The sequence below is a fragment of the Bacillus siamensis genome (assembly GCF_051628075.1).
GTDB classification, from domain to species: Bacteria; Bacillota; Bacilli; order Bacillales; family Bacillaceae; genus Bacillus; species Bacillus siamensis.
This window is the reverse complement of record NZ_CP155579.1, coordinates 440396-463963: the sequence shown is the minus strand read 5'-3', so window position 1 is coordinate 463963 and position 23568 is coordinate 440396. Positions and strand designations below refer to the sequence as shown.

The 23568-nt window shown below is 44.0% G+C and carries 30 protein-coding genes and 2 pseudogenes; 14 read left to right on the top strand and 18 right to left on the bottom strand.

The features are described 5' to 3' along the window. The first annotated feature begins 132 nt into the window (after positions 1–132). Entirely contained in the window at positions 133–450 is a 318-nt protein-coding gene (locus ABDB98_RS02385) for a thioredoxin family protein (RefSeq protein WP_016937180.1), read from the top strand. Here the strand turns inward: ABDB98_RS02385 and ABDB98_RS02380 are convergent. Next, positions 447–1340: a cation diffusion facilitator family transporter gene (locus ABDB98_RS02380; RefSeq protein WP_438421247.1), complete on the bottom strand. Its 894-nt coding sequence runs from the start codon at positions 1338–1340 to the stop codon at positions 447–449. The two genes, ABDB98_RS02385 and ABDB98_RS02380, sit on opposite strands and share 4 nt — an antisense overlap. A gap of 216 nt (positions 1341–1556) precedes the next feature. On the opposite strand from ABDB98_RS02380, the pseudogene ABDB98_RS02375 reads away from it, so the two are divergent. Together ABDB98_RS02375 and fbpB are read left to right on the top strand one after the other, a co-directional pair. Continuing rightward, positions 1557–1731, top strand: a pseudogene (locus ABDB98_RS02375) (Fur-regulated basic protein FbpA); the annotation flags it as partial. Beyond that, positions 1724–1870: a Fur-regulated basic protein FbpB gene (fbpB, locus tag ABDB98_RS02370; protein WP_003156206.1), complete on the top strand. Its 147-nt coding sequence runs from the start codon at positions 1724–1726 to the stop codon at positions 1868–1870. The pseudogene ABDB98_RS02375 and the gene fbpB, both read left to right, overlap by 8 nt. A 26-nt stretch (positions 1871–1896) precedes the next feature. Here fbpB and ABDB98_RS02365 read toward each other — a convergent pair whose 3' ends face one another. From ABDB98_RS02365 to ABDB98_RS02330, 8 genes are all read right to left on the bottom strand, one after another. Further along, a complete protein-coding gene (locus ABDB98_RS02365) occupies positions 1897–3042 on the bottom strand; it encodes an acyl-CoA dehydrogenase family protein (RefSeq protein WP_438421246.1) in 1146 nt (381 codons plus the stop codon). A gap of 114 nt (positions 3043–3156) precedes the next feature. Next, positions 3157–3492 (bottom strand): hypothetical protein, encoded by a 336-nt coding sequence (locus tag ABDB98_RS02360; protein ID WP_003156210.1) that lies wholly within the window; start codon positions 3490–3492, stop codon positions 3157–3159. A gap of 94 nt (positions 3493–3586) precedes the next feature. Beyond that, positions 3587–4327, bottom strand: a complete 741-nt coding sequence (locus ABDB98_RS02355) for an ABC transporter permease (protein WP_101605620.1) — start codon at positions 4325–4327, stop codon at positions 3587–3589. 19 nt (positions 4328–4346) lie between these two features. Then, positions 4347–5273 carry an ABC transporter ATP-binding protein gene (locus ABDB98_RS02350; RefSeq protein ID WP_438421245.1) on the bottom strand — a complete coding sequence of 309 codons (927 nt, stop codon included), beginning with the start codon at positions 5271–5273 and terminating at the stop codon, positions 4347–4349. A 99-nt stretch (positions 5274–5372) separates the two neighbouring features. Next, positions 5373–6422 (bottom strand): AI-2E family transporter, encoded by a 1050-nt coding sequence (locus ABDB98_RS02345; RefSeq protein WP_438421243.1) that lies wholly within the window; start codon positions 6420–6422, stop codon positions 5373–5375. A 185-nt stretch (positions 6423–6607) separates the two neighbouring features. Continuing rightward, positions 6608–7864, bottom strand: a complete 1257-nt coding sequence (gene dctP, locus ABDB98_RS02340; protein WP_012116859.1) for a C4-dicarboxylate transporter DctP — start codon at positions 7862–7864, stop codon at positions 6608–6610. Between the two features lie 108 nt (positions 7865–7972). Further along, positions 7973–8644 (bottom strand): response regulator, encoded by a 672-nt coding sequence (locus ABDB98_RS02335; RefSeq protein WP_016937189.1) that lies wholly within the window; start codon positions 8642–8644, stop codon positions 7973–7975. Continuing rightward, positions 8619–10241, bottom strand: coding sequence for an ATP-binding protein (locus tag ABDB98_RS02330; protein ID WP_438421241.1), 1623 nt, complete (start codon positions 10239–10241; stop codon positions 8619–8621). The genes ABDB98_RS02335 and ABDB98_RS02330 overlap by 26 nt, the downstream gene beginning before the upstream one ends. An 80-nt stretch (positions 10242–10321) precedes the next feature. Here ABDB98_RS02330 and ABDB98_RS02325 point away from each other — a divergent pair, with 80 nt between their 5' ends. Together ABDB98_RS02325 and ABDB98_RS02320 are read left to right on the top strand one after the other, a co-directional pair. Next, positions 10322–11374 carry a TRAP transporter substrate-binding protein gene (locus ABDB98_RS02325; protein WP_438421240.1) on the top strand — a complete coding sequence of 351 codons (1053 nt, stop codon included), beginning with the start codon at positions 10322–10324 and terminating at the stop codon, positions 11372–11374. Positions 11375–11456: 82 nt separating this feature from the next. Then, positions 11457–12278 carry a manganese catalase family protein gene (locus ABDB98_RS02320; RefSeq protein WP_438421239.1) on the top strand — a complete coding sequence of 274 codons (822 nt, stop codon included), beginning with the start codon at positions 11457–11459 and terminating at the stop codon, positions 12276–12278. Positions 12279–12302: 24 nt separating this feature from the next. On the opposite strand, the gene ABDB98_RS02315 is transcribed toward ABDB98_RS02320, so the two are convergent. The 4 genes from ABDB98_RS02315 to ABDB98_RS02300 form a co-directional block, all read right to left on the bottom strand. Further along, entirely contained in the window at positions 12303–12662 is a 360-nt protein-coding gene (locus ABDB98_RS02315) for a DUF4937 domain-containing protein (protein ID WP_438421238.1), read from the bottom strand. After that, positions 12656–12997, bottom strand: coding sequence for a cupin domain-containing protein (locus ABDB98_RS02310; RefSeq protein WP_438421237.1), 342 nt, complete (start codon positions 12995–12997; stop codon positions 12656–12658). Before ABDB98_RS02310 ends, ABDB98_RS02315 begins: the two co-directional genes overlap by 7 nt. A 133-nt stretch (positions 12998–13130) precedes the next feature. Beyond that, positions 13131–13502: a glucose starvation-inducible protein GsiB gene (gene gsiB / locus ABDB98_RS02305; RefSeq protein ID WP_003156229.1), complete on the bottom strand. Its 372-nt coding sequence runs from the start codon at positions 13500–13502 to the stop codon at positions 13131–13133. A gap of 100 nt (positions 13503–13602) precedes the next feature. After that, positions 13603–14409 carry an EcsC family protein gene (locus ABDB98_RS02300; protein WP_438421236.1) on the bottom strand — a complete coding sequence of 269 codons (807 nt, stop codon included), beginning with the start codon at positions 14407–14409 and terminating at the stop codon, positions 13603–13605. Between the two features lie 151 nt (positions 14410–14560). On the opposite strand from ABDB98_RS02300, the gene ABDB98_RS02295 reads away from it, so the two are divergent. The 3 genes and pseudogenes from ABDB98_RS02295 to ABDB98_RS02285 all read left to right on the top strand — a co-directional run. Continuing rightward, positions 14561–14926: a DMT family transporter gene (locus ABDB98_RS02295; protein WP_438421235.1), complete on the top strand. Its 366-nt coding sequence runs from the start codon at positions 14561–14563 to the stop codon at positions 14924–14926. Next, the gene (locus ABDB98_RS02290; RefSeq protein ID WP_438421234.1) at positions 14923–15330 is read left to right on the top strand and encodes a DUF5360 family protein; all 408 of its coding nucleotides are present in this window, start codon (positions 14923–14925) and stop codon (positions 15328–15330) included. Before ABDB98_RS02295 ends, ABDB98_RS02290 begins: the two co-directional genes overlap by 4 nt. 57 nt (positions 15331–15387) lie before the next feature. Then, positions 15388–15603, top strand: a pseudogene (locus ABDB98_RS02285) (DUF2188 domain-containing protein); the annotation flags it as partial. Positions 15604–15661: 58 nt separating this feature from the next. On the opposite strand, the gene ABDB98_RS02280 reads toward ABDB98_RS02285, so the two are convergent. Then, positions 15662–16015 carry an SH3 domain-containing protein gene (locus ABDB98_RS02280; RefSeq protein ID WP_438421233.1) on the bottom strand — a complete coding sequence of 118 codons (354 nt, stop codon included), beginning with the start codon at positions 16013–16015 and terminating at the stop codon, positions 15662–15664. Between the two features lie 635 nt (positions 16016–16650). On the opposite strand from ABDB98_RS02280, the gene ABDB98_RS02275 reads away from it, so the two are divergent. The 6 genes from ABDB98_RS02275 (at position 16651) to ABDB98_RS02250 (ending at position 20345) form a co-directional block, all read left to right on the top strand. Beyond that, positions 16651–17928: an Nramp family divalent metal transporter gene (locus ABDB98_RS02275; protein ID WP_438422097.1), complete on the top strand. Its 1278-nt coding sequence runs from the start codon at positions 16651–16653 to the stop codon at positions 17926–17928. Positions 17929–18035: 107 nt separating this feature from the next. Then, positions 18036–18302 (top strand): hypothetical protein, encoded by a 267-nt coding sequence (locus ABDB98_RS02270; protein ID WP_029575267.1) that lies wholly within the window; start codon positions 18036–18038, stop codon positions 18300–18302. A gap of 518 nt (positions 18303–18820) precedes the next feature. Next, positions 18821–19105: a hypothetical protein gene (locus tag ABDB98_RS02265; RefSeq protein ID WP_060963565.1), complete on the top strand. Its 285-nt coding sequence runs from the start codon at positions 18821–18823 to the stop codon at positions 19103–19105. Between the two features lie 72 nt (positions 19106–19177). Next, entirely contained in the window at positions 19178–19735 is a 558-nt protein-coding gene (locus tag ABDB98_RS02260; RefSeq protein WP_438421232.1) for a hypothetical protein, read from the top strand. 17 nt (positions 19736–19752) lie between these two features. Further along, the gene (locus ABDB98_RS02255) at positions 19753–19932 is read left to right on the top strand and encodes a hypothetical protein (RefSeq protein ID WP_438421231.1); all 180 of its coding nucleotides are present in this window, start codon (positions 19753–19755) and stop codon (positions 19930–19932) included. A gap of 182 nt (positions 19933–20114) precedes the next feature. Continuing rightward, on the top strand, positions 20115–20345 hold the full coding sequence (locus ABDB98_RS02250) for a hypothetical protein (protein ID WP_438421230.1): 231 nt from the start codon (positions 20115–20117) through the stop codon (positions 20343–20345). Positions 20346–20733: 388 nt separating this feature from the next. On the opposite strand, the gene ABDB98_RS02245 is transcribed toward ABDB98_RS02250, so the two are convergent. The 4 genes from ABDB98_RS02245 to ABDB98_RS02230 form a co-directional block, all read right to left on the bottom strand. Continuing rightward, positions 20734–20868, bottom strand: coding sequence for a hypothetical protein (locus ABDB98_RS02245; protein WP_254922222.1), 135 nt, complete (start codon positions 20866–20868; stop codon positions 20734–20736). Continuing rightward, positions 20868–21998 (bottom strand): tetratricopeptide repeat protein, encoded by a 1131-nt coding sequence (locus tag ABDB98_RS02240; RefSeq protein ID WP_438421228.1) that lies wholly within the window; start codon positions 21996–21998, stop codon positions 20868–20870. Before ABDB98_RS02240 ends, ABDB98_RS02245 begins: the two co-directional genes overlap by 1 nt. A 127-nt stretch (positions 21999–22125) precedes the next feature. Beyond that, positions 22126–22338, bottom strand: a complete 213-nt coding sequence (locus ABDB98_RS02235; RefSeq protein WP_438421227.1) for a DUF2651 family protein — start codon at positions 22336–22338, stop codon at positions 22126–22128. Positions 22339–22413: 75 nt separating this feature from the next. Then, on the bottom strand, positions 22414–23547 hold the full coding sequence (locus ABDB98_RS02230; RefSeq protein WP_438422095.1) for a hypothetical protein: 1134 nt from the start codon (positions 23545–23547) through the stop codon (positions 22414–22416). Positions 23548–23568 lie beyond the last annotated feature (21 nt).

Below are 23568 nucleotides of genomic sequence, written 5' to 3'. Positions count from 1 at the left end.
TTCATCTTTACTATCTTATCATTTTCATCAGAAAATGATCTAATTATTTTTGGGCATTCTGAATATGAAAGCATTTGTATGTAATTCCTTTTTATTTTATATTAAAATGGCATGGAAAAGGAGATGTGTCATATGAAAAAAATCAGTACAACAGAACAATTTAATGAACTTATTCAATCCGACAAGGAAATCATCGTGAAATTTTTCGCTGACTGGTGCCCTGACTGCACGCGCATGAATATGTTCATCGGCGATATTTTGGAAGAATATAATCAAAATGATTGGTATGAGCTGAACAGAGACGAACTCCCTGAGCTTGCCGACAAATATCAGGTGATGGGCATCCCGAGCCTTCTGGTCTTTAAAGACGGTGAAAAGAAAGCGCATCTGCACAGCGCAAACGCGAAAACTCCGGAAGAAGTCACAGAGTTTTTATCACAGCATATTTAATTCGTTTCGTGATCTTTGTTTATGACTTCTGGCTCTACATGAACATGGACATGAGTCACATCATGTTCATGTTTTATTGCATATTCGACTTCATCGGCTACTTCATGGCCTTCCTTCACAGACAATCCCGGATCTACCGTAATGACCATTTCCACATGAACCGTGCTTCCCAAATACCTTGCTTTCACATCCTTCAGCCTGCTGACCTCTTTTATTTCTTTCACAGTATGTTTGTACGGTTCCAAATCTTTCAAGTCAAATCCGTCCGTCAATGAGTGGGAAGCATCTTTGAAGATGTCCCATGCCGTCTTACAGATGATGATCCCGATCAGAAAAGCAATGACCGGATCAACCCACGGCAGATGAAAGCGGGCCGTTATGACACCTATAAACGCCCCAATACTGACATATGCGTCAGATCGGCTGTCTTTCGCCGCCGCATGAAGCGCCGAACTTTTGATCCGATTTGCAAGACGGCTGTTATATACATACATGCCGTACATGACGATCGCGCTTCCGAGCGCCGTCCATGCCGCAATGTAGCTCGGCTCGGCACCCGTTCCGCTGACAACCGCCTTCGCTCCCCCGATCAGCACTTCAATCCCGACCGCCATCATAATAAAAGACGCAATTAGTGAAGAAATTGTTTCAGCCCGATAATGTCCGTAGGCATGATCGCTGTCCGCGGGGCGCTGGGAAATCCGGAGCCCGATCAGCACAGCAAGAGATGCGACAATATCCGTGGCATTATTTAACCCGTCCGCTCTGAGCGCTTCGGAATGATAAATAAGACCGATCGCCAATTTGACTGCGGCAAGGATGAGGTACGCGGCGATATTCAGAATCGCGCCTTTTTCGCCCCGTTTTAAGTTTGCCGTTTGATCATTCATGTAAGGACTCCTCCATTCTCATTCATAGTATGGATGGAAAAGCAGAAAAATAGCAGTTTTGATATGGCGGAAATGCAATCAATTCGACAGCATTATTCCCCGGGAAACTTTTTGTCGAAAAATTGGCGGTATTTTCTCTTTACATATGAATAGGCTCATTGTATACTTTCATTAAATGATAATGATTATCAATATCATTTGATTAGGAGGGTAATCATGAGATCTTCTCCTCAACTCAGATCATCAGTCGAAGGACGTAAAAAACATCTGATCCATTTGCTGATCAGTAACGGAATATACAAAAAGTCGGAACGGCACTTATATGAATTATCGCTTGGAGAGTTAGAAAGCGAATATCAAATATGTAAGGAAGGTGCGGGCTCATGGCGAAACGGAAAATAAAAACATACGAACAGCTGATAAAAGAAAACAAAGCGGCCATTATGAATAATCAAAAGCTGATGAATGTAATTTATGACAGAATCGACCGCAAGCATCAAAAATTGCTCCGGCACAACAGCCATACATAAAAAGAGCCTATTTCAGGCTCTTTTTTTTATTGCTCAAAGGCTTCCGCCGCTAATTTGCTGATAACCGCATCGTCCATCGGCGGGTTGTGAAGGCCGGCGCGGGCGTCCCGGTAATACCGCTGAAGCGGGTTGTTTCGCTCCAGGCTTTTCGCGCCGGTGATTCTCATGGCTTTATCAACAACGGAAAGGACGGCATTTGTCACAATATGTTTTGCCGCGCCAAGCTCGCTTTTGATGAAAGGGCGGCGTTTCGGGTCATCATACATTTGCGCCGCCGTGAAAAGAAACTGTCTCGCTTTTAACAATTCAAGCTCCATTTCTCCGACCCGCTGCAAAACGGCCGGCACGTCTTTAATCGGTCCGTTCAGGCTGTTCGGTGAATATTCGGATGCAAAGCGGACGGCATAGTCCCTTGCTGCTTGAGCGATACCCAAATAAGCAGCGGGAATGTGAAGCAGCCAGCCATTCACTTTCGCCGCTCTCGGCCCGCTGATAAGCTCCACAAGCCGCTCGTCACTGACCGTGACATGATCTAAAAGGAGATCATGGCTTCCGGTCGCCTTCATGGCAATCATATCCCATGTTTCTTCGACTGAAACGCCTGCCTGATCTTTATGAATGAGAAAAACACCGGTCGTTTGTTTTTCTTCAATCCATGCCGTCACAAGCATATAATCCAAAGTCAGCGAAAGGGTTGTAAAGGTTTTTCGGCCGCTCAGCACCCATTGTCCGTTCTTTTTGACAGCAGAGGTGCCGGGTCTTCCCCCTCTCGTCGGACTGCCGGTCTGCCGTTCAGTCGCTGCCCTGTTCAGGACGGCTCCCTTTTTCACCTCTTCAGTGATAAATGAAAAGACATCTTCATTCCAGCTGTTTTCTTCTCCGAGCTCTCCCATGACAGATAAATGCCAGCCGATTCCGAGAGCAACGGCCGCGTCTCCCCGAGCCAGCCGTTCCTGAAACAGCACCATATCATAAACGGAAATGCCTGCACCGCCGAAGGCCTCAGGTACCGTTAACGCTGTATATCCCGCATCCCGCAGTCTTTCAATTTTCTCCGCGGGAAAACGGCCCTCTTCGTCATCAAGCGCGGCTGTTTTTTGAAATTCGTCTGCAAGCAGGCCGATTTTTTCCATCCATTCTTTCTGCCGTTCGTTCTGTATCCATAAAGACACTGGAATCCCCCCATTATAATTCCGATAAAGTTAATAAGTATTATAGAGATTCAAGTCCCGTTTCGCAACTGTAAGGCTGTACGAAAAAACACGCTATTCCATAGAATAGCGTGCTCAGACTGCTTCCGGGCCGCGGTCCTGCTTGAGCCCGAGATAAATCAGCATATATGTGAGGTAACCCATCGTCATCACAAGTCCGCCAAAGAAAAAGCTTGAGAAAATCGGCTCTTCAAACGCGGTAACCGCCGCAAGCACGATCCAGCTTGCATACAGGTAGATGATGAAATAACGGAATCCCGTCTTCATTTTATATAAGAGAAACAGACCCACTGTAGAAAACAATCCCAGCGCAAGCCTGAAATAAACAAGATGTTCGAATTGGAACATGAATGACACAAAGGAAAAACCAAGCAATAACACAATCGGTAATGCGGTAATAAAATTTCTCAAGTGAGCACCTCCGTCATTACCTTTATTATAAATCAAAATAGCATAAATTATTGATTTATCGTGATCTTTTTCACAAAAATGTCATTCCTTTACTTTATACCCGAACATCGCGTTTGCAAAAGCTCCACCAAGCGACGGCTAAGAAGAAGACGATATGGATAATGATAATGCCTGTCGAAAATAACGGCGTCATTCCCGCAAACAGCGGTTTCGCCCCGCTCATGTATTGCGTCAGGTCCGTATTCGCGAACAGCAGGAAGCTTCCCCATTTGTTTTGAAAGAGCGACATAATCGTCACGAGTGATTTTGCGCCGTACAGGACGATAAATGACAGAATGACGGCCGTGGCGCTGTTACGGAATAAGGAAGAACACAGCAATCCGAAGCATGCCATCGCGAATGCCTCGACCCAGTTCGTGCCGATTACTTTCAGTGTGTTCACAAGAAGCGTCCCTGATTCAGATGTCACCGACACTCCGAAGAAAGCCATGCCGAACAGCAGAGACAGAATATAGTACGCCGCATACAGGTACAAGCTGACCAAAAATACGGTAATGAGTTTAGATATAAAAATCCGCTCCCGCTTTACCGGACGGATTAACAAAAATTTAATCGTTTTCTTATCAAATTCAGCTGAAATGATCGTCGCCGCAATGACGATCGTTAATGCTTCAAGCAGAATATTGAGCCCGGGTGCGTACGCCATATAGCCGATGAAGTTCTCGTCCGTTCCGGAGCTGATGACAAGCCGTTTAATGACGAGCGCCATCATAAACTGAAGAACGGCCATTAAAATCAGCGCCACTAATGAGACTTTACGATTAAAAAGTTTCATATGCTCATTCGCTGTCAATTTAAACATTCGTCTCCCCCTCCTCTTGAAGCGCCGCCGTCACTTTCATGAATTCATCCTCAAGCGATTCCGCATACGGCATGATGGAATACACGAGAAAGTCTTGTCCGACGAGCGCCCGGTTTAATTCCGGGATGTCCTTCTTCGCTACGGTGACGGTAATGCCCCCGCCGTTTTTCTCCGGAGCAAACTGCTGTTGGGACAGCCATTCGAATGCTTCGTCAGCAGGCTGTATGTCGAGGACGGCTTTTTCTTCTTTTTCCGCAGCGCCTCGCAGTACGACCTCTGTTTTAATTTCACCTTTTTGAATGATGATGACACGGTCGCAAAGGTCCTCTACTTCACGCAATAAATGCGTCGCAAAAAGGATGCTCGTCCCTTCAAGCTCCGCGAGCTCTTTTAAGTGATCGCGAAAATCTTTCATTCCGCCGGGATCAAGCCCGTTTGTCGGTTCATCTAAAATAAGCAGATTCGGACGGTGAAGAATGGCCTGTGCAATCCCGAGACGCTGACGCATGCCGAGGGAATACGTTTTAACTTTGTCGTGAACGGCATTTGCGAGCCCGACCCGCTCGATGACTTCCTGAAGCCTGTCCTCTTTAATGTTTTTGTGCATGTTGGCAAAGTGCTTCAGGTTGTCCCATCCCGTCAGATACGGGTAGAATTCAGGGTTTTCCACGATCGCTCCGACGGATTCCAACGCTTTTTCGAACTCAGTATTGTGCTGAAAGCCGTTAATTGTAATCGTGCCGCTGTTTTCCTTTAAAAGACCGACGATGATTCGGATCAGTGTGGTTTTTCCCGACCCGTTCGGACCGAGCAAACCGATGATCTCGCCCTGCCTGACATCCATGCTGATGTTTTTCAAAATGTGCTTTTTGCCTATTGTTTTGTCAAGGCCTTCAATATGTAAAATCGGCTCAGTCATACAGCCTTCCTCCTTTTTCAAAAAAAATAAACAGTGCCCGTACATAAGGCACTGTCTGCATTATAACATTTGTCATTTATTCGTGAAGCGCCGGGGCTGTTACGTCTTTTCCGGCCCCGGTCCGGATTTTTCTTTCTCTTCATTATTGACGACATCCAGAATATCCAACAGGAACACAAAAATCGGAATCCCGATAATCAGGCCCCAAATGCCGAAGAAATGTTCCGAGAAAATCAAAACCGTAAAGGTAAAAAAGATCGGAAGTTCCGTTTTCGCTGACATCAGTTTCGGATTGAGGAAGTACGTCTCAATCGCATGAATGACGAAAATGACCAATACGATGTAGATGACGTACGCAGCGCCGCCTGTCGTATACGCGATGATACTGAGCGGGATGAGCGAAATCACCACACCCGCCACGGGAATGAGCCCGAGGAAAAAGACCATGATGGACAGGCCGAACAGCTGCGGAAAATGCAGAATGGCCAATGCGATGAAGGTGAGGATACAGTTCACCAGCGCGATAATAAATTGGGCTTCAATCACTTTGCCGAATGTTCTCGCAAACTTGCTGCCGAAAAAAGCAAGTTCATAGTAAAAGACAGACAGCTTGCTGTGCTGAAATTTTTTCATGAATTCCTTGAGCCGCTTTTTCTCGAACAGGAAAAACATGCTGAGAATCAGTGACATCACGACCTGCAAACCGAAAGTGCTGATATCGGCCAAGTATGTATACAGTACATTAAATCCTTCTTTTACATAAGAAGCGATATTAATGTCCCCGAACACGCTCGATATTTCATCATAAAACGGGATGACATCGGGATGATACGCGATGTGCTTGATCTGCTTAATCAGCTGTTCAATCTGCTTGGCAACAATCGGGTAAAAGACAAAGCCCCCCACAGTCGCCCCGACAGCCAGCGCAATATATAAAACGGTGATGACCACCCTCTGACTGATACGGAAAAAATGGTTCAACACGTGCCGGATGACAGTCTCCAGCCGATCCATCAGAAAAGTAAAAATAAACGTAAGCAAAATCAAATTAATCATACTTCGGAATACAACTAACACCCCAGTCAAAACAAGAAAAACGGAAAAACGTCTGACACCCGGATGCTGAAAAAATTTAAAAATAGCCGCCATTTATACACTCCTGCTAGGACAAAAAGCCCTTAGATTTCATCTTTCACTCTCTAATTGTAAATTATATAACAAAATGACGCTAAGGTCTTTGTCCACCTCCTAATAAAATTAAACAAATTTATCTTTTTTACTCATGGCAGACGAAAAAAAAGAACGGCATGCCGGATGCATGCCGTTCTCCCATTTTATACCGCCGTTTTCATTTCTTTTACGGCCTGTGTGCTTTTTGCTTCGTCAAACTCATTTTCGCTCTTGGCTACGATGATCGTGGCGATTCCGTTTCCGATCAGATTGACGATCGCTCTTCCTTCACTCATAAAGCGGTCAACACCGAGGAGCAGCGCAAGCCCCTCCAGCGGGATCACCTGGAGCGCCGACAAAGTGGAGGCGAGCACGATAAATCCGCTTCCGGTTACGCCCGCCGCGCCTTTTGATGTCAGCATTAACACGAGAATGATCGTAACCTGCTGACCGATGGTAAGGTCAACGCCGAACACCTGCGCCAGAAAAACCGTAGCCATGGAAAGATAAATCGAGGTGCCGTCCAGATTAAAGGAATACCCCGTCGGAATGACAAGACCGACAACCGATTTGGAGCAGCCGTAGCGCTCCATTTTATCCATCATCCGCGGCAGGACGGACTCAGAAGAGCTTGTGCCGAGAACGATGAGCAGTTCATCTTTAATAAACCGGAGATAGTTCCACAAACTGAAACCGAAAAGCTTGCAAATGATATTCAAAGCGACAAATACAAACAGGAACATTGTAACGTATACAGACAGCATCAGACTCGCCAGCGGCTTGATGGAATCAAGTCCGAAGTGCCCGATCGTATAGGCCATGGCCCCAAATGCGCCGATCGGCGCCGCACGCATGATGTAGCCGATGATCTTGAAAAAGACGTGCGACAGTTTATCGAAGAAATCAATAATGCTTTTGCCTCTTTCACCGAGCGCCGCCAAGCCGACTCCGAATAAAACAGAAAAGAATAGGACCTGCAGAATGTCACCTTTCGCAAAAGCGTCAACCATGTTTGACGGAACGATGTGAGTGATAAATTCAATCCAATCAATTCCCTGTCCCCCGTTTTGCGTATACTGAGAGACATCCCCTTTTTCAAGCTTGCTGTAATCAAGCCCCTCACCGGGTTTCATGATATTGACGACCAGAAGTCCGATAATAAGGGCGATGGTGGTCACGACTTCAAAATAAATAAATGCTTTTCCCCCGACTTTGCCGACTTTTTTCATATCTCCCATCTTGGCGATGCCAAGCACGATCGTCAGGAATATGATCGGTGCGATTATCATTTTTACCGCATTGATAAATGTATCGCCGAGCGGTTTCATCTGTTTCCCGGCCTCAGGCCATACAAGTCCGACGATGACGCCGATGATGACCGCCGTGATGACTTGCACCGTGAGATTTTTGAATATTTTCATCCCTGCTCCCCCTTGCCTCTTGCTGTGTCTATGCTGAAATGATAGCGTTTTCAAACGAAGAGGGGAAGCTTATGATCATAACGGACATTTTGGTCTTTTTGGTCTCGGCTAACGGACGAATTTATAGCGGTTAACCGGCCGGCCCACTCCCCCGTACTGAATGTCGAGCTTAATCTGACCGTCTTTCTCAAGAAAATCAAGATAGCGCCGCGCCGTCACTCTGGCGATTCCGAGCGCTTTGGCGGCTTCTTCAGCTGAAAGCGGCTCCGTCTGCCGTTTCATATAGGTTATAATTTCATTCATCGTAAAATGGTTTAACCCTTTCGGCAGATCCCGGGACGGATTTTGCGGAATTTTAAGCAGCGCGTCAAGCTGATCTTGCGACATGGTGTCATGCTGTTCCATTTTCCGTTTATATTGTTTAAAGTTTTCGAGCGCCTGTCTCATCCGCTCCAGCTTAAACGGCTTCAAAATATAGTCGGCCGCGCCGTTTTGCAGCATAAGCTGGATCGTTTCTTTATCTTTTGCAGCCGAGACGATTATGACGTCCACTTCGAGCTTTTGTTTTCTGATTTCCTGAAGCGTTTTAATTCCGTCTTTTTTCGGCATGTACACGTCTAATACCACGAGTTCGGGCCGAAGATCTTTTATAAGCCTGATTCCCTCGTCTCCGTCAGCCGCCGTGGCGATGACGCTGAAACCTGAAACGCCGGTGATAAATTCTTTATTCACCTCCTGCACCATCGGATCATCTTCAATAAGCAGCACCTTGATGTCCATCTATCGATTCCTCCCCCTTCATTGGAAATAAAATAGAAAATGCCGTTCCCTGTCCCTGCCGTGTGTCGACTTCAATGATGCCCATCCCTTTGTCGACGATCTGTTTGACGAGGTACAAGCCATATCCCGTGCCGCCCGTTTTATTGACGGTAAACCCTTTTTCATAAATGTGCGGGATATGCTGATCGGAAATCCCGCTTCCATTGTCTTCTATTAATATCGCAAGCACTTCTTCATTTTGCTCGATACTGATGTCAATGTGTTTGTCCTCCGTGTCGGCTGTTTCGAATGCGCCGAACGCGTTTTCGATTAAATTGCCGAGCAGGACGACGATGTCATGCTGGTCCACATGCACCGGAAAGTGGGAAAAGCTGCTGTTTTCATCAATTTTCACAGAAATGCCGAGCTCTTTGCCTCTTTTGATTTTGCTTAACAGAAGCCCCGCCGCGGCGTCATTCTGAATGGCCTGATGAAGGAATTCCGTGACGCTTTCCTGTTCTGATGATGCCTTGAAAGCAAGCTGGAGCGCTTTTTCTGATTTTCCGAGCTGAATCAGTCCCGCGATGGTGTGAAGCTTGTTCATGTGTTCGTGGTTTTGGACTCTGAGCGCATCGACAAAATTTTTCACGCCTGTCAGTTCTTCAGCCATTTTCGCCGCTTCCGTCCTGTCCTGGAATATGGCGACGGCGCCGATGACCTTCTTTTTCATGACGATCGGAATTCTGCTGCTCATGATCACCTTTCCGCTGACTTGAATTTCTTCGTTATATACAGCCTGGTTCCGCTCGACGATCTCCGGGAGCCGCGAATCTTTTAACACGTCCCAGATCAGCCTGCCATCGGTCTCTTGTCTGACATTGAATATCTGCTTCGCTTTTTCATTAAAAATGGTGATGTGATGCTGGTTATCAATGGCGATGACACCTTCATTCATCGAGTGAAACGTAGCGGTCCGTTCTTCATACATTCTTACGATCTCATGGGGCTCCAGCCAAAACATCTGTTTTTTGATGTGGCGTGCCAGCAAAAAGGAGCCGGCCAGTCCGAAACCGAGCGCCAGCAGCACGATAAAGAGAATGTCATGTTTCAGCTGAAGAAGAATTTCACCAAAGCCGGGCAGCGTTTTACCGGCAAGGACGACACCGATCTGATTCAGATCCCGATCTTTTATCGGATAAAAAGCGCGGACGGCGGTGCCGATTTCTCCCTTTGCTTCGGAAAAATAAATGTGCTCGGCAAACGCCGCAGCTTCGTCCTCACCCCTTGAACGCTTTCCGATCAGCGTGCTGACGGGATGTGAATAACGGATATGGTCCATATCCATGACGACGATGTAGTCCGCTTCATTGATGATCCTTATTTCTTCGACCGCATGGCGCACGTCTTCCCTCTGCTTTTTCTGCTCCAGAGCGCGTTTGACATCGGTCATCTCAGATACCGTCCGCGCCGTATTCATCAGCCGTTTTTTCAGCTCGCGCTCCTCTGTATGCTGAATATTTCCGATCAGCACGATGCCGACGATCAAAAAGGTAAAAAGCACGACGATATAAGAAAGTATGGTGATTTTCCAGCGGATGGTGAGCTTTTTTTTCGTCATTGGCCTCTTCCTTTCCGTCTCTTTACGAAAACGGCCCGCCCGATTATGCTTGTTATAGAAAATGGCGGAGGGGGTTTTCGATGAAAAGCTTGCTGACGTGTCTCAGCCTGATGGTACTCGGTATCGGAACCGCTTTATTCATCGGCTTTCATGATCGTTTCCCAACGGATGAACCGTATTATGATGACGAACAGGAAGGCCTGAAAGATCAAATGGTGTTCAAATTCAGCCATGTCGTTGCTGAAAACACGCCTAAAGGGCGGGCGGCGAATAAATTCGCCGATCTGGTCTATCAAAAGTCCGGCGGGACCATTAAAGTAGAGGTGTTTCCAAACGGGAGCCTCTATTCAGATAATGAAGAAATAAACGCCCTCCAAAACGGGGACGTGCAATTCATCGCTCCCTCCACCTCAAAACTCGGATCACTGTCGCCCGAATGGGGTGTTTTGGATCTGCCGTACGCGTTTACAAACTATAAAGCCGTACAAGAAGGCCTAAACGGCAAAATCGGGACTCGCCTGTTCGCTTCTTTAGAAAAGCATCATTTGAAAGGTCTGGCATACTGGACGAACGGATTTAAGCAGCTCACGTCAAATAAAGGGCCGATCTTCACTCCGGATGACTTGAAAGGACAGGCGCTCAGGATCATGCCGAGCAGCGTGATCGAAGACCAATTCCGCCTGCTCGGCGCGCACCCGCGGCAGGATTCCTTTAATTCCACGTTTCAGCTCTTGGAAAGCCATCTCGTAGACGGAGAGGAAAATACGATTTCAAATATCTATTCTAAAAAATTTTATAATGTTCAAGATTATTTGACAATCAGCAATCACGGATACCTCGGTTATGCCGTGATGACCGACGAACATTTCTGGAATTCACAGACGGAAAAAACGCGAACCATCTTAACGGAGGCGATGAAAGAAACAACGGAATGGAACGAAGCCTCCGCTGAGAAAATGAATAAAGACCAGCTTGAAGAAATCAAGAAAAATTCATCCATCAATATTCACGTGCTGACGAAAGCGGAAAAGAAAAAATGGATGAAGCGCCTCGATCCGGTTTACGGACAATATGAGCAGGTGATCGGCCGCGGGCTTGTGCAAGATTTGTTATCTTTGCGGCGCGATCCTTAGCAGGACCAATACGCCCATCTCCGTTTCATCCCGTTTCCTGATGGGGAAGTAAATAGGGACAAATAAAAAAGGAGATGGAGACATGTTTACACATACGAAAAAACTGCAGCATCCGGCTAAACCGGATCGTCCTGACCCGCTGTTCGCAAAAAAGATGCAGGAAATCTTGGGCGGACAATACGGGGAAATATCCGTCGCCATGCAATATTTATTTCAAGGCTGGAATACACGGGGCAATGAAAAATATAAAGATCTCCTGATGGATACCGCGACGGAAGAAATCGGCCATGTCGAAATGATCGCGACAATGATTGCGAGACTGTTAGAAGATGCCCCGCTGGCGGAGCAGGAAAAAGCGGCTGATGATCCGGTCATCGGGTCCATTTTAGGCGGCATGAATCCGCATCATGCGATCGTCTCAGGACTGGGCGCCATGCCGGAGAGCAGCACGGGCGTTCCGTGGAGCGCAGGCTATATCGTCGCAAGCGGAAACCTGCTGGCAGACTTCCGCGCCAATTTGAACGCCGAATCACAAGGAAGGCTTCAAGTCGCACGCCTGTATGAAATGACCGATGATAAAGGCGTGAAAGATATGCTCAGCTTTTTATTGGCCCGCGACACCATGCATCAAAACCAATGGCTTGCGGCAATTAAAGAATTAGAAGCACAGGAAGGCCCGATCGTTCCTTCCACTTTCCCGAAGGCGCTGGAAAAGCAGTCATTCTCGCATAAACTTATCCATTTCTCAGATGGAGCAGAAAGCGCTGAACAAAATTGGCTGAAAGACAAAGCGCCGGACGGCGAACCTTTTGAATACGAAAAGGAACCGAAAGCGCACGGCGAAATAGCGAAGCTGGACCCCGTCCCGCCTTATGTCCACAACACGCTTCCCGGACGAAAATAAAAAAGCCCTCTAAAGGGGCTTTTTTTATGTGCGCACAACTGTCCAATCCGGTTCGTATCGGATGTCCGGGTGATGTAACAGCTCGTGAATGAAAGGTTCATCCTCTTCGTACAGCATCACTTCTATTGAAAGAATCGCAGCCTTCTGTTCGTTTTCTTCGTATATGCGGTCATGTTCGTTCTCCATAAAATGATCATAGGCCTGTCTGTTCTCCCAAACGCTGATGATCTCTGCGATGAACAGACCGTTTGCGTTTTTCCGCCAGCCGCCGGCCTGTTTGACGAAGCCATTTACACGTGATAATGCTCCCCACCGTGACTGTGCTTGCGCAAATGCTTCAGCGTTTGCAGCGTCTGTTTCACATACAATCTTTTTGATCAGCATGGCAGTTCCTCTGTGATGACTGTTTTCGCATGCGTATGCTCGACACAAAGATTCACGGTTCTGACGTAAGAACGTGTACGGTGAATCGTGCCTTCCGGGATGAGCAGGCTGTCATTTGCTTTGAGCACTGCAGTTTCTTTGTCCTTAAAATCGATCAGCAGCTCACCTTCAAGAACGATGAACCATTCATCTGAGTCAGGGTGATGGTGCCAGTCATATTCTCCCGTAAACACTGCAAGGCGCACACAGTGGTCATTGATCTCCGCGATTGAAAAATTGTCGTGTTTTTCTTTGACTTTATTGGCGATGGCGAGTAAATGTTGCATTTCAGACACGAGTGAAAACTCCTTTTTTCATTTATTGTACTGCAACGCCGGCCCAGATCAAGATTTTCCCAAAACCAAAAGCGATCCAGCTGATGCGCCGGATCGCTTTTGATCTGCAAGTTGTCTGCCTTTTATGCTTTTATTAGCTGCTTCGTCTGTTTCCGCCTTTTTGGCCGATTTCTTTATAAAACTCTTTGTCATGATTTTTGCTTGTAGCTTCTCCGCCTTTTTGGCCGATTTCCTGATAGAATTCCTTGTCATGGTTATTGCTTGTGGCTTCTCCGCCTTTTTCACCGATTTCCTGATAGAATTCTTTGTCGTGATTTTTGCTTGTGGCTTCTCCGCCTTTTTCACCGATTTCCTGATAGAATTCTTTGTCGTGATTTTTGCTTGTGGCTTCTCCGCCTTTTTGACCAATTTCCTGATAGAATTCTTTGTCATGGTTGTTGCTTGTAGCTTCTCCGCCTTTTTTACCTGCTTCTTCTCTGCTCATTTTGTTATTATCTTGTGCCATTTTTGAATTCCTCCTTTAATTGGTGTTGGTTGTTGGTTTCCCGATTTCAGAACTGCTAAACAAAGAAAACACATTGAATGTGTTTTCGGGTGGTTTTTTATCATTCTGCATCCTTCAGGCGGCTTAGAATCCGGCGCTTTTTATAAAGCATGATGCCTGTTTCCGCGATGCTTTCTAAAGCTGAACGGTTGGCGGATGCGCCGAAGATGATGCCTGCGGCCGGAACCATTTGCAGCAGTTTTTTCGCGGCGAACGTATCGCGGTAGCTGTAAACGACTTCCCGCCAGCCCTGTATCTGCGAGGCGACGCGCTGATAGGTGCGGTCGTTTTGATCATATTGCCGTAAATCCTGCAGGATCGCTTTTTTTCCGATGACGTCACTCGATACCAGCTGAAGCAATTTGACGATAAACACGCGTTCTTTTTTGTCTTTTGGGTCAAAGCCGTAGGCAATCGCGATATCCTGCAGTGTCTTTAAAGACAGACCGAGCATCGCCGGGATGTCTGCCGCAAGCGTAAACACACCTCCGACTCCCGTTGCGGCTCCCTGCACCGTCGCGGCCTTTACACTTGTGCGCGCCATGGCTTCTGCGATTTCGTCCATGACGGCAAGCGGCGCATTGCGAATGTCGTGAAGCGTTTGACATGTACCGTGCGGCAGCTGTTTCTGAAACTTTTTCATGATGCGCTTTTCTGATGTGAGATACTGTCCGCCTGACTGAATAAACGTTCCCGTTTCATCGAGTATGCGTCCGATTTTCCGCTGAATAAATTGCGGTGTCAGCTTGTCCAAAAGCTGAAACGGCAAGCGGGTGAATGTTTGCCAGAACATCACCCTCTGCTGCGCCTTTTCCCATTTTTGAATGTCTCTCAATTGTCTTTCCAGGTCTGTCCGCTCTTCTGTCACCCGTCCTGCACGTCCCTTCTGAATTCTTTCTTCATAGTATACCTTTATGGTGTTTTCTTACCCGACCTGGGGAAAACATTCCATTGTTTAATTTTCTTTAAATTCTATATATTGTATAATTTTGAATAATACGAATGAAGGAGAATGTTGAATGCATTGGATTTATTTGAGTTTAGCGATCATTTTTGAAGTATTGGGTACGGTCAGCATGAAATTATCAAATGGTTTTACAAAACTTGTCCCCAGTATTTTATTATTATTGTTTTATATCGGCAGCCTATGTTTTCTTACTTTGACTTTGAAATATATAAGTGTCTCCATCGCGTATGCGGTCTGGTCGGGAATGGGGATCGTACTGATTTCCGTGATCGGAATTTTTTTCTTCCATGAACAGTTCTCTGTCATAAAAGCTGTCTCTGTTCTTCTGATCATCATCGGTGTCGTTTCCTTAAACTTTATTTCTGAAAGTGAAACGTCATCAAACGGCATCAGCGTTCATACGGACAGAAACAGATGATGAAAGGCTTAAAGGTTCTCTTCCTCATTACAGATATTGGATTTATCATTTATTGGATTGTTACTTTTTTTGAGTGGATTCCAAAAAACATGGTGTTTAAAGATTATGATAACGCCATGATCATGGCCTGGAACTGGTCATTCTTTCCCTTAGATATTTTCATATCGATAACTGGGCTGTACAGCTTGTTTCTTTATAAACGGAAACATGCGTTATGGCGCCCTTTCGCATTAATATCACTTGTGCTGACCTTTTGTTCAGGCCTGCAAGCGATTGCCTTTTGGGTATTTATCGATGATTTTGATCTTATGTGGTGGGCATTCAATCTGTACTTGCTTCTTTATCCTTTATATTTTATTTGGAAATTGCTGGTCTCTCGTAAAAATGGCTGTCATTCTTTTTGATGAGGCGGTTTTCTTTTTCTTCAGTCGGGAAACACTTTTTATAAAGGAGTGATAGACATGCCTTGGTCAATGAAGGATTATCCGCAATCATTGAAGAATCTCGAGGAACCTGTGAAGAAAAAAGCGATCGAAATCGCGAATGCGATGGTGGATGAGGGTTATGAAGAAGGACGGGCCATTCCCATTGCGACAAGTCAGGCGAAAGAGTGGAAAGAAAATGCCTCTAAGGAAGAAATCGATCAGCTGATGAAACACGATGATGAAACGAAGCGCGGAAATTGATCCGGAATACATGAAAAAACCCCGCTCTAAAGAGAACGGGGTTTTCTGATTATAGACCGTAATAATAAGAAAGAGTGGTGACTGACACGTAGCCTGTCGCTCCTGCATAGGTGACTTTCAGCCATTTATCAGAGTTGGTGTAGTGGCCCTGAACATATTCTCCAGTCACCCAAGAACCTGTAATTTTTTTACCGCTTGAGAATGTTGTAATTGTTGAACAGCTGACCTTAGAGCATGAGCGCATATTAGCTCCGTAAATTCCGACTGTGCCCCCGCTGGCTAAAATGGAAACGTCCGGTTCAGCTTTAGGTGTAAAAGTTGCAGCTGATGCAGAGCCGCCAAAAGCGAATAAAGAAACAACAAAAATCATGGCTAAAGAAAAGATCGACAAACGACGTACCAAGAAAATTCCCCCTCTTTTATCATATGTCTGGAAAGCTTTCCTGAGGTTATTATACGTTTTCGCCCGGAAGACTGAAATAAGTCTAATGCTCCAACTTCTTTTCTTCGCAAGTGACCATGCCGATTCTTTTTTTGATAAATAACAGCGCTTTATTGGACTGGAATCACTGATATATCGTTGATTCAAACATTTATTCAGAGCGTCCGGCGTTTTGCCGGAGGTCATTTGATTGGTACAGAAAGGTTTTATCTTCCGATGGAAAGATTCATTATTATTCCATTTACCCGGCAAAATGGAGGAAATGTGCCGTCTTTTTTCAAATCTGTGCTGGCGGACGGAAGGTTCTGACGATTTATGGGACAGTGTACTCTTTCACCCTTTTTAAAATGGAGAACCCGTGCGGAAACATCGTTGAGAACGGCCTCGTTTCTTTCCGAATACGATGTCTTTTTCATTTTATGACCTTTCTCGGGCGGGATACATATCATAGATAAAACAGGGCATAAATGTACTGGTTTATTGAACATAAAGAGCTTGACATCTCATAATAGCGGATTTATGATGTAGATAAAATAATTTGCGTCTAGGAAACTTTTTGTTATTTAGCTAAAAATCTATCGGAATTTAGGTGAGACATAATGAGCAAAGACATCTCAGCACAATCACTGCATGCAAAAGCCGTTCAGGATGCACTTGACGGCAAAAGCAAGGGATTCAAGCGGCTTCTGCCTTTTTTAGGTCCCGCATTTATCGCGGCGATTGCCTACATTGATCCGGGAAACTTCGCTACGAATATCTCAGCTGGTTCGAAATTCGGGTATATGCTGTTGTGGGTCATCCTCTTTTCAAACTTGATGGCTTTTTTAATTCAAGTTCTTTCCGCGAAGCTCGGCATCGCCACGGGTAAAAACCTGCCGGAAATCGCCAGAGACCGGTATCCGAAATGGGTATCCGCCGGGTTGTGGATACAGGGTGAATTGGTGATTATGGCGACTGATCTGGCTGAGTTTATCGGAGCGGCCCTCGGGCTCAATCTGCTGTTCGGCATACCGATGATGGAAGCGGCCATTATCGCGGCGATCGGCTCATTCGCGATTTTAGAGCTGCAGCGCCGCGGTTACCGGGCGCTGGAAGCGGGCATTGCCGGACTTCTGTTTGTGGTGGTGATCGCCTTCGCTCTGCAAACCTTCTTCGCCAAGCCTGACGCCGCTTCCGTTCTCGAAGGGCTGTTTATCCCGAAAATTGACGGAATGGACAGTGTGCTTCTGGCAACAGGGATACTCGGCGCAACCGTGATGCCGCACGCCATTTACTTACATTCTGCACTGACACAGCGCCGTGTCGTCGGAAAAACGGATAGCGAGCGGAAAAAGATTTTTAAATTCGAGACGATTGACATTCTCATCGCGATGGTGATCGCAGGGGCGATTAACGCAAGCATGCTGATTGTAGCGGCGGCGCTTTTCTTCAAGAACGGGCTGTATGTAAAAGATTTAGACGTGGCTTATCAGCAATTCGGGCACTATATCGGACCGGCATCAGCCGCTCTCTTCGGAATCGGGCTGCTGGCCGCAGGGCTTTCGAGCTCTTCTGTCGGCACATTGTCAGGCGACATTATCATGCAGGGCTTCATCCGTTACCGTATCCCGCTTTATTTGCGGCGTTTCATTACCATTATTCCGCCGATGGCCATCATTATCTCAGGGGTCAACGCCACAGAAGCGCTTGTATGGAGCCAGGTTGTTCTTTCATTCGGCATCTCCTTTGCGCTCGTGCCGCTGATTATGTTTACGAGCAACAGACGCCTGATGGGCGCCCTGACGAACCGTAAATGGGTGACGGCTCTCGCCTGGCTGATTGCGGTTTTGGTGATCGCGCTTAATCTGTTTGTGATTTACGATTCTTTCCGTTAGACACACCGGCCGATATGGGCCGGTTTTTTTCTTTTGGCGCCGGCTCTCGTTCGTATCTTTTTCCGGGGGTTTTTGGTATGATAGAAGAAAAAATCGGAGTTTTGCTTATGTCAGTATTTATCCTTTTTTATCTGTGGATCGTGCCGATTGTCATCGGCATCTTCTGTTCTCTTATTGCTTATCGGACAACGGGCAAGAAACGCCTGATTCCCGGCTTTGTGATGGTCGCATTGAGCATCGTTTCCTTAATCACGGGGCTTTGGATCGGCGGAGTGAACTATCACGTGTTCATCGGGGGCATGTTTTTATTCGGTACGTTATTGGCCGGTTCCGCCTTCCCGTTTTTCTTCGCTCTTTCACGCAAAAAAAAATAAACAGGCAGCATGCCTGTTTATTTTTTTTAATTAACCCTAAATGATAAAACCGCTCCGATCATGTCGTTCCGCATCAATCAGCCTGTACATGTGTTATATAGGCTCCAGCCCATGTTCTATTTCACGAAACTGCAGCTAAAATGAATTCTGCTAAAGAAGATTTTGGATGATGAGAAAAATACTGTATAAAAATCCTATTTACCCAAAAAATACCTATTGATAGAATGGTATCTGAGAGGGAAAAATGTTCAAAGCGGATAATATAGGTCCCGCCTAAATACATAGTCTTTCATTTCTCTCTACACTACATTTCTAAAGGAGGATTTCCCATTAGACACGCAGCTAAAGGCATTCTGTTTGCCGCATCTTTAGCCCTTGTAACTACTTCTTTTGTCCCCGCATCCTTAGCTAAAGAAAATCATAATAATACTGCCAATGCCACTGGAACGACCAAATCATTTTTTTATCAGACTGATACACAATTTTCCTACGGACTAAAAGCACAAAGCGATGCATCTGTGTCAAAACCAGTTAAAGATGCAATCAGAGAGGTGCTGAAAAATAAAACAAAATTATTTAATCTTGTTGAAAAATTAGCAGGAAAGAAAATAAGAAATGAACTTGAATCTGTTTTCAATGAACACATAGAACCGGTTTTAAAGAAAATGCTGAACGAGTATGTCGCCTTAAGCTGGACTGACGTGGAAAAGAATCTTTATCTTTCACTTAAAAAGTCCGGACTTTCTGACAGCCAGGCTAAAAACCTCGCTCATTTGACAACTTTAGCAATGAAAACATTTTAAACTGATTCATAAATGATCATGCAAAGTGCTGTTAGATTCACTCTAATAGCACTTTTTCATTGGAGATTTCACATGACTGTCTTTTTTACTGTTTTGCTCACTCTCTTATGCTGTCTTGTTATTTCATCTCTTATTTTTATGATGCTATTAAAAAAGGAGATTGTGGATACACCACCCAATCACTTAGCGCATGCAGCATTCATAGGGCTTGTTGGATTCTCCCTGTGCTTCGCTGTAACTGTTCCCAGCCTAGTTATTTATTTTGCAGCTATAACTGTAAATCATTTTTTCGGAGAATATATCCTATATGGTTCACTTTCAGACTTATACATATTTTCTGTCGTCGTCAGTATTTTAGCTTTCATTTATATGCTAATCCTAATGGTAATTGTAAAAGGAATGACTCATGTTTTTAAACTACCTGCTTGGTCAGCCTATATCCTTGAATTCATTTTTGCATGGGCAGCTGTTTACTTCTCAATTAAATACATTTCCAATCATATCATTGAGAACATAGCTATATTTCAAGGTGGAGAAATTCTTCTTTCATTGTTCATAACTTTCTTATTTTCGAGCTTGGATATCCTTTTTACTCATTTGGATAAGATCACAAAAGAGAAATTAGGCTAATAAAGGGGGAAATGGGTATGAAGAGCATTAAATATATATCTTATTTTTCTATTTCTTTCGTTTTGCAGGTGGTATGGCTGCTGCTAATAAAAGAAACCTCTAATATATCTCTAATAGATATGATGACGATGTCCTTTTTATTCACTCTCTTTATGTTCATCTTGGATCACATTTTTAAAGAAAAGCGGGCAAAATAGAGCCTGCTTTTTAATCCTCGGGCTTCTCTTTCGTTTTGAAATTGTTCCGGATCTGGGGATGTTGCGCGGACCATTCATTAATGTTTAACACCAGCCTCTGTAAAACACTTCTCCTTTTATATAACATTCTGACTTTTCCGTAATATATTCAAACGAAAAAACTGCAAAAGGAGTAATGAAACATGATATTGTTTATTGGCAAGTTCATATTGCTCTTTTTATTCTGTTCGCTGGCATATTATTTGTTTAAAGTTGTTTATTACAATATAGGGAAGAACATTGCGCTTAAAACCCCGAAAGGGACAAAGACAAACCGTACGGCACATGTGTTTGTCAAAAATGGAACTAAACTGAATGAGGGAGATTACTTTATGATCGCTGTTGTGACCGCTCTCTGGCTGTTCTTCAGATGAAACTGCACTGATCCTTCACGAGTTTTTGATCAGCCATCGCTCGCCAGCTGTGGCTTTTCACAATCTCCGCTTCCGTTTAGGACGGCTATATGCAAGCCAAGTCGCCCAACAAACAAAAAAATAAACAGGCATGCTGCCTGTTTATCAATCTGTCGAGATCTTCTCGATAACTCCTTTGTTTTTCCTTGAATTATTGAAGAAAGGCTTAAAAATGGATGGCGTCTTTCTCATGCATGCATAGTTCAAGAAAACACTTCACAGCAAAACGGAAAAGTGAACGCAATACATGCAGCGGTTAAGAACCTTATGAGGCTGCGTATGTTGATTACTGGATAAGAAAAAGAAATCCCCCAGTCTTAAAAGGTGGAGGTCAAAAATTGAAGAACACTTAAATATTTATAGCTTTTTCAGCGATATAAAAAGTTCCAGAGTCACTCATTTCAGCAGTATAAACATTTGTCACACTTAATAATCCAGTGAAAAGAATACCGATTAAAGCGGAGCTGATTATAAGTTTCTTCATTATATAGCCTCCGTAACCTTAAGTATTTGTGTTTGGGCATGTATGGTTTTCTTTAAAAAGTTTCTTCCCTCTGCATAGTTTCTCTTCTCAAAATGAAAGTCACCTAATTTTTCGGTTAGTTCTGCGAAATCAGACCAAAGGCGTTTCTCTTCCAAGTAACCTAAGCTTTGTTTCACTTCTGTTTCATTATATTCTTCGTATAATGAATTAATGATTTTTAATTTAGCCAAATATTCTTCTTCATTAGAAGTCCGAGCACGATTTAAAGCCGTTTCATAAAAGAAACGCGCTTCCTTTGCTTTATCACATTGGTACAGGACATTTGCCATCATATATAATGATCTCACACCATACACTGTATCAATATGTTCTTTCACGTCTATTGCCTTTTTGAAATTCTCTTCAGCAGCAAGCAAATTTTCCCCTCTTAAATAAACTAAGCCTAAGTTATGAAAGATCACTCCGATAATTCTTTTCACTTTTTCCTCATTCAACCCACGGGCGATGCTTAATGCTTCCCGATAATATGATTCTGCCTCCGTCAGCCTGTACATATCGTACATGTTAGCACCGACCATCATATTACAGCCAATCACTTTTACTTTGTATAATTGATTTTTTTCAAACAATTGCTTGGCTTTTTTCAAATGATTGAGGGAAACAAAGTGCTGATCAATTTGATAATAGGCATCAGCTATTTTGTAATGAAATTCAGCTTGCTCCATTTCATCTGATACAGCACTCAACTCTCTCTCTGCTTTGCGATAATAGCCTATCGCTTCAACATACTCTTTATGATCAAATTCATACATTCCACGAAAAAATAATGAGTAATACTTCAAGAGGCCTGTAAGTCTTTTTTGCGGCTTTTCTATTTTTTCAAGCAGTTCGTCGACTGTGGGGCGATCTCGATATCTGTCTTCCGGCTCCAAGGAATCTAACATCAATTGGTGACGAAAGCACATCAATGAATAAAAAACAAGTAAATCCTGATCCTCTTCCATCTCCTCTATTTCCTGTTCTACTTCAGCCTTTAAAACCTCAGCATCAGGAACACTGAACTGGCGAATCATTTTGTACCACTCATTGATCTTGACACCAACTTGGGACGACGGTAAAACTTGGTCCACACTTACCCCTCCCTCTAATCACTATTTTTGTAATATTATAACTTTTCCTACAATAAACACAAACGAAAAAATCCCGCAATTTTCGTCGCGGGATTTTTGGGATTATGGTTTTGATGTACACTCTTGATTATTCCATTAAATATTTTCGCTTTGTAAAATTCATTATAGTCTTAGTGATTGAACCGGAGATAAGGCAGGCTCCCGTCATGATAAACACCCAAATTAAAAATGTTGGCTCTGCCCCTATCACAACAAACATAAATATCAATGACAGGATCAATACGACGACAACCATAGTCCATACTTTTTTAAAGATGAAATACCCTATTATCCCCAGCATAAAAGAAGCTGCCGGAAGAATAATGAGTATGATATATGCAGGGCTCAAAAACGGGCTAATATAAACACCTCCTACTTATTTTAAAATTTCGAACCGGGCAATTTCCCACTCTTTTTTTGCTTTTAGCGGGATTGTTTTTACCTTTTTGCCTGATTTCAAATCATAAGACGTGATATCTCCAAGCTTGTTATCACGCTGGATATCAAAGTTTTTGAGTAAAACATACATCTCTCTGTCATTGAATTGAACATCATTCATTAATTTGTTATCATCCCCAGCATAAAAATCAAAAGATTTTTTCTTAACCATTTTTTTATCAAACACCTGCAGCTTCCCCTCAAAAGAAACAGCTAAGATGCTATCTTTTAATATTTTCAATTTTGCAGGATGAAACCCTTTCTCCATCTCGACTTCTTTTTTTACCTTAAGAGTCTCTCTGTCTATTAATATGAGCTTAGAATTCTCTTTCTCATTCACGTTATCATTAACTGCCAGTACAAATGTATTTTCATCTAGAGCTTGGAATGCATCCTTTTCATCCATGAAGTATATCCCTTTATTCGGTATGGATGCCTTGTTCTCTTGCTTATTTGTCTCTGGGTTAATTGAAAGGATGGACATACTTTCTTCATCACTTGAAATGACATAAATTTTATTTTTAGCGACGATTGCTGATCCAAGTTCTCCGTCAAGCTTTATTTGTTTCTTGTTTTTTCGGCTGTTTCCCTTCCAATATACCAGTTCACTTTCCAGCCCTTTGTCTGTATATCCAACGTTAATGTCATGGATGATATAACCGTCAGAACTATTTATAAAGAAAGCACCTTCATCCTCAGTTGTTTTTGACAAACTCTTTTCCTTTATTTTGTTTATTTTTCCGGTTTTATTGTCTATCATCAAGTGATTATTGCTTCTATTTGATGAGAAGAACGTATCGTTTTTGTTATATGAAGACATCGTGAAATTTATACCATCTTTCAATTCCAAGCTATCCATTTTAGCACCATCTTCACCGTAAACCCCAATCTCACTTCCCCTATCTAAAGTGTTAGAAAAACCAACAATAAATTTTGCATTGTCAATATCCTTTAATACAGTCTTTTTATTGCTGCTTCTTTCCTCTTTTTCATTCCCAGTTTGGATGAGACCGCAAGAGGTTGTGACTATCAGTATGCAAATGAAAATAAACAGGGTCTTAAGTCTATTCATATTTTCCTCCCTTTGAAATGA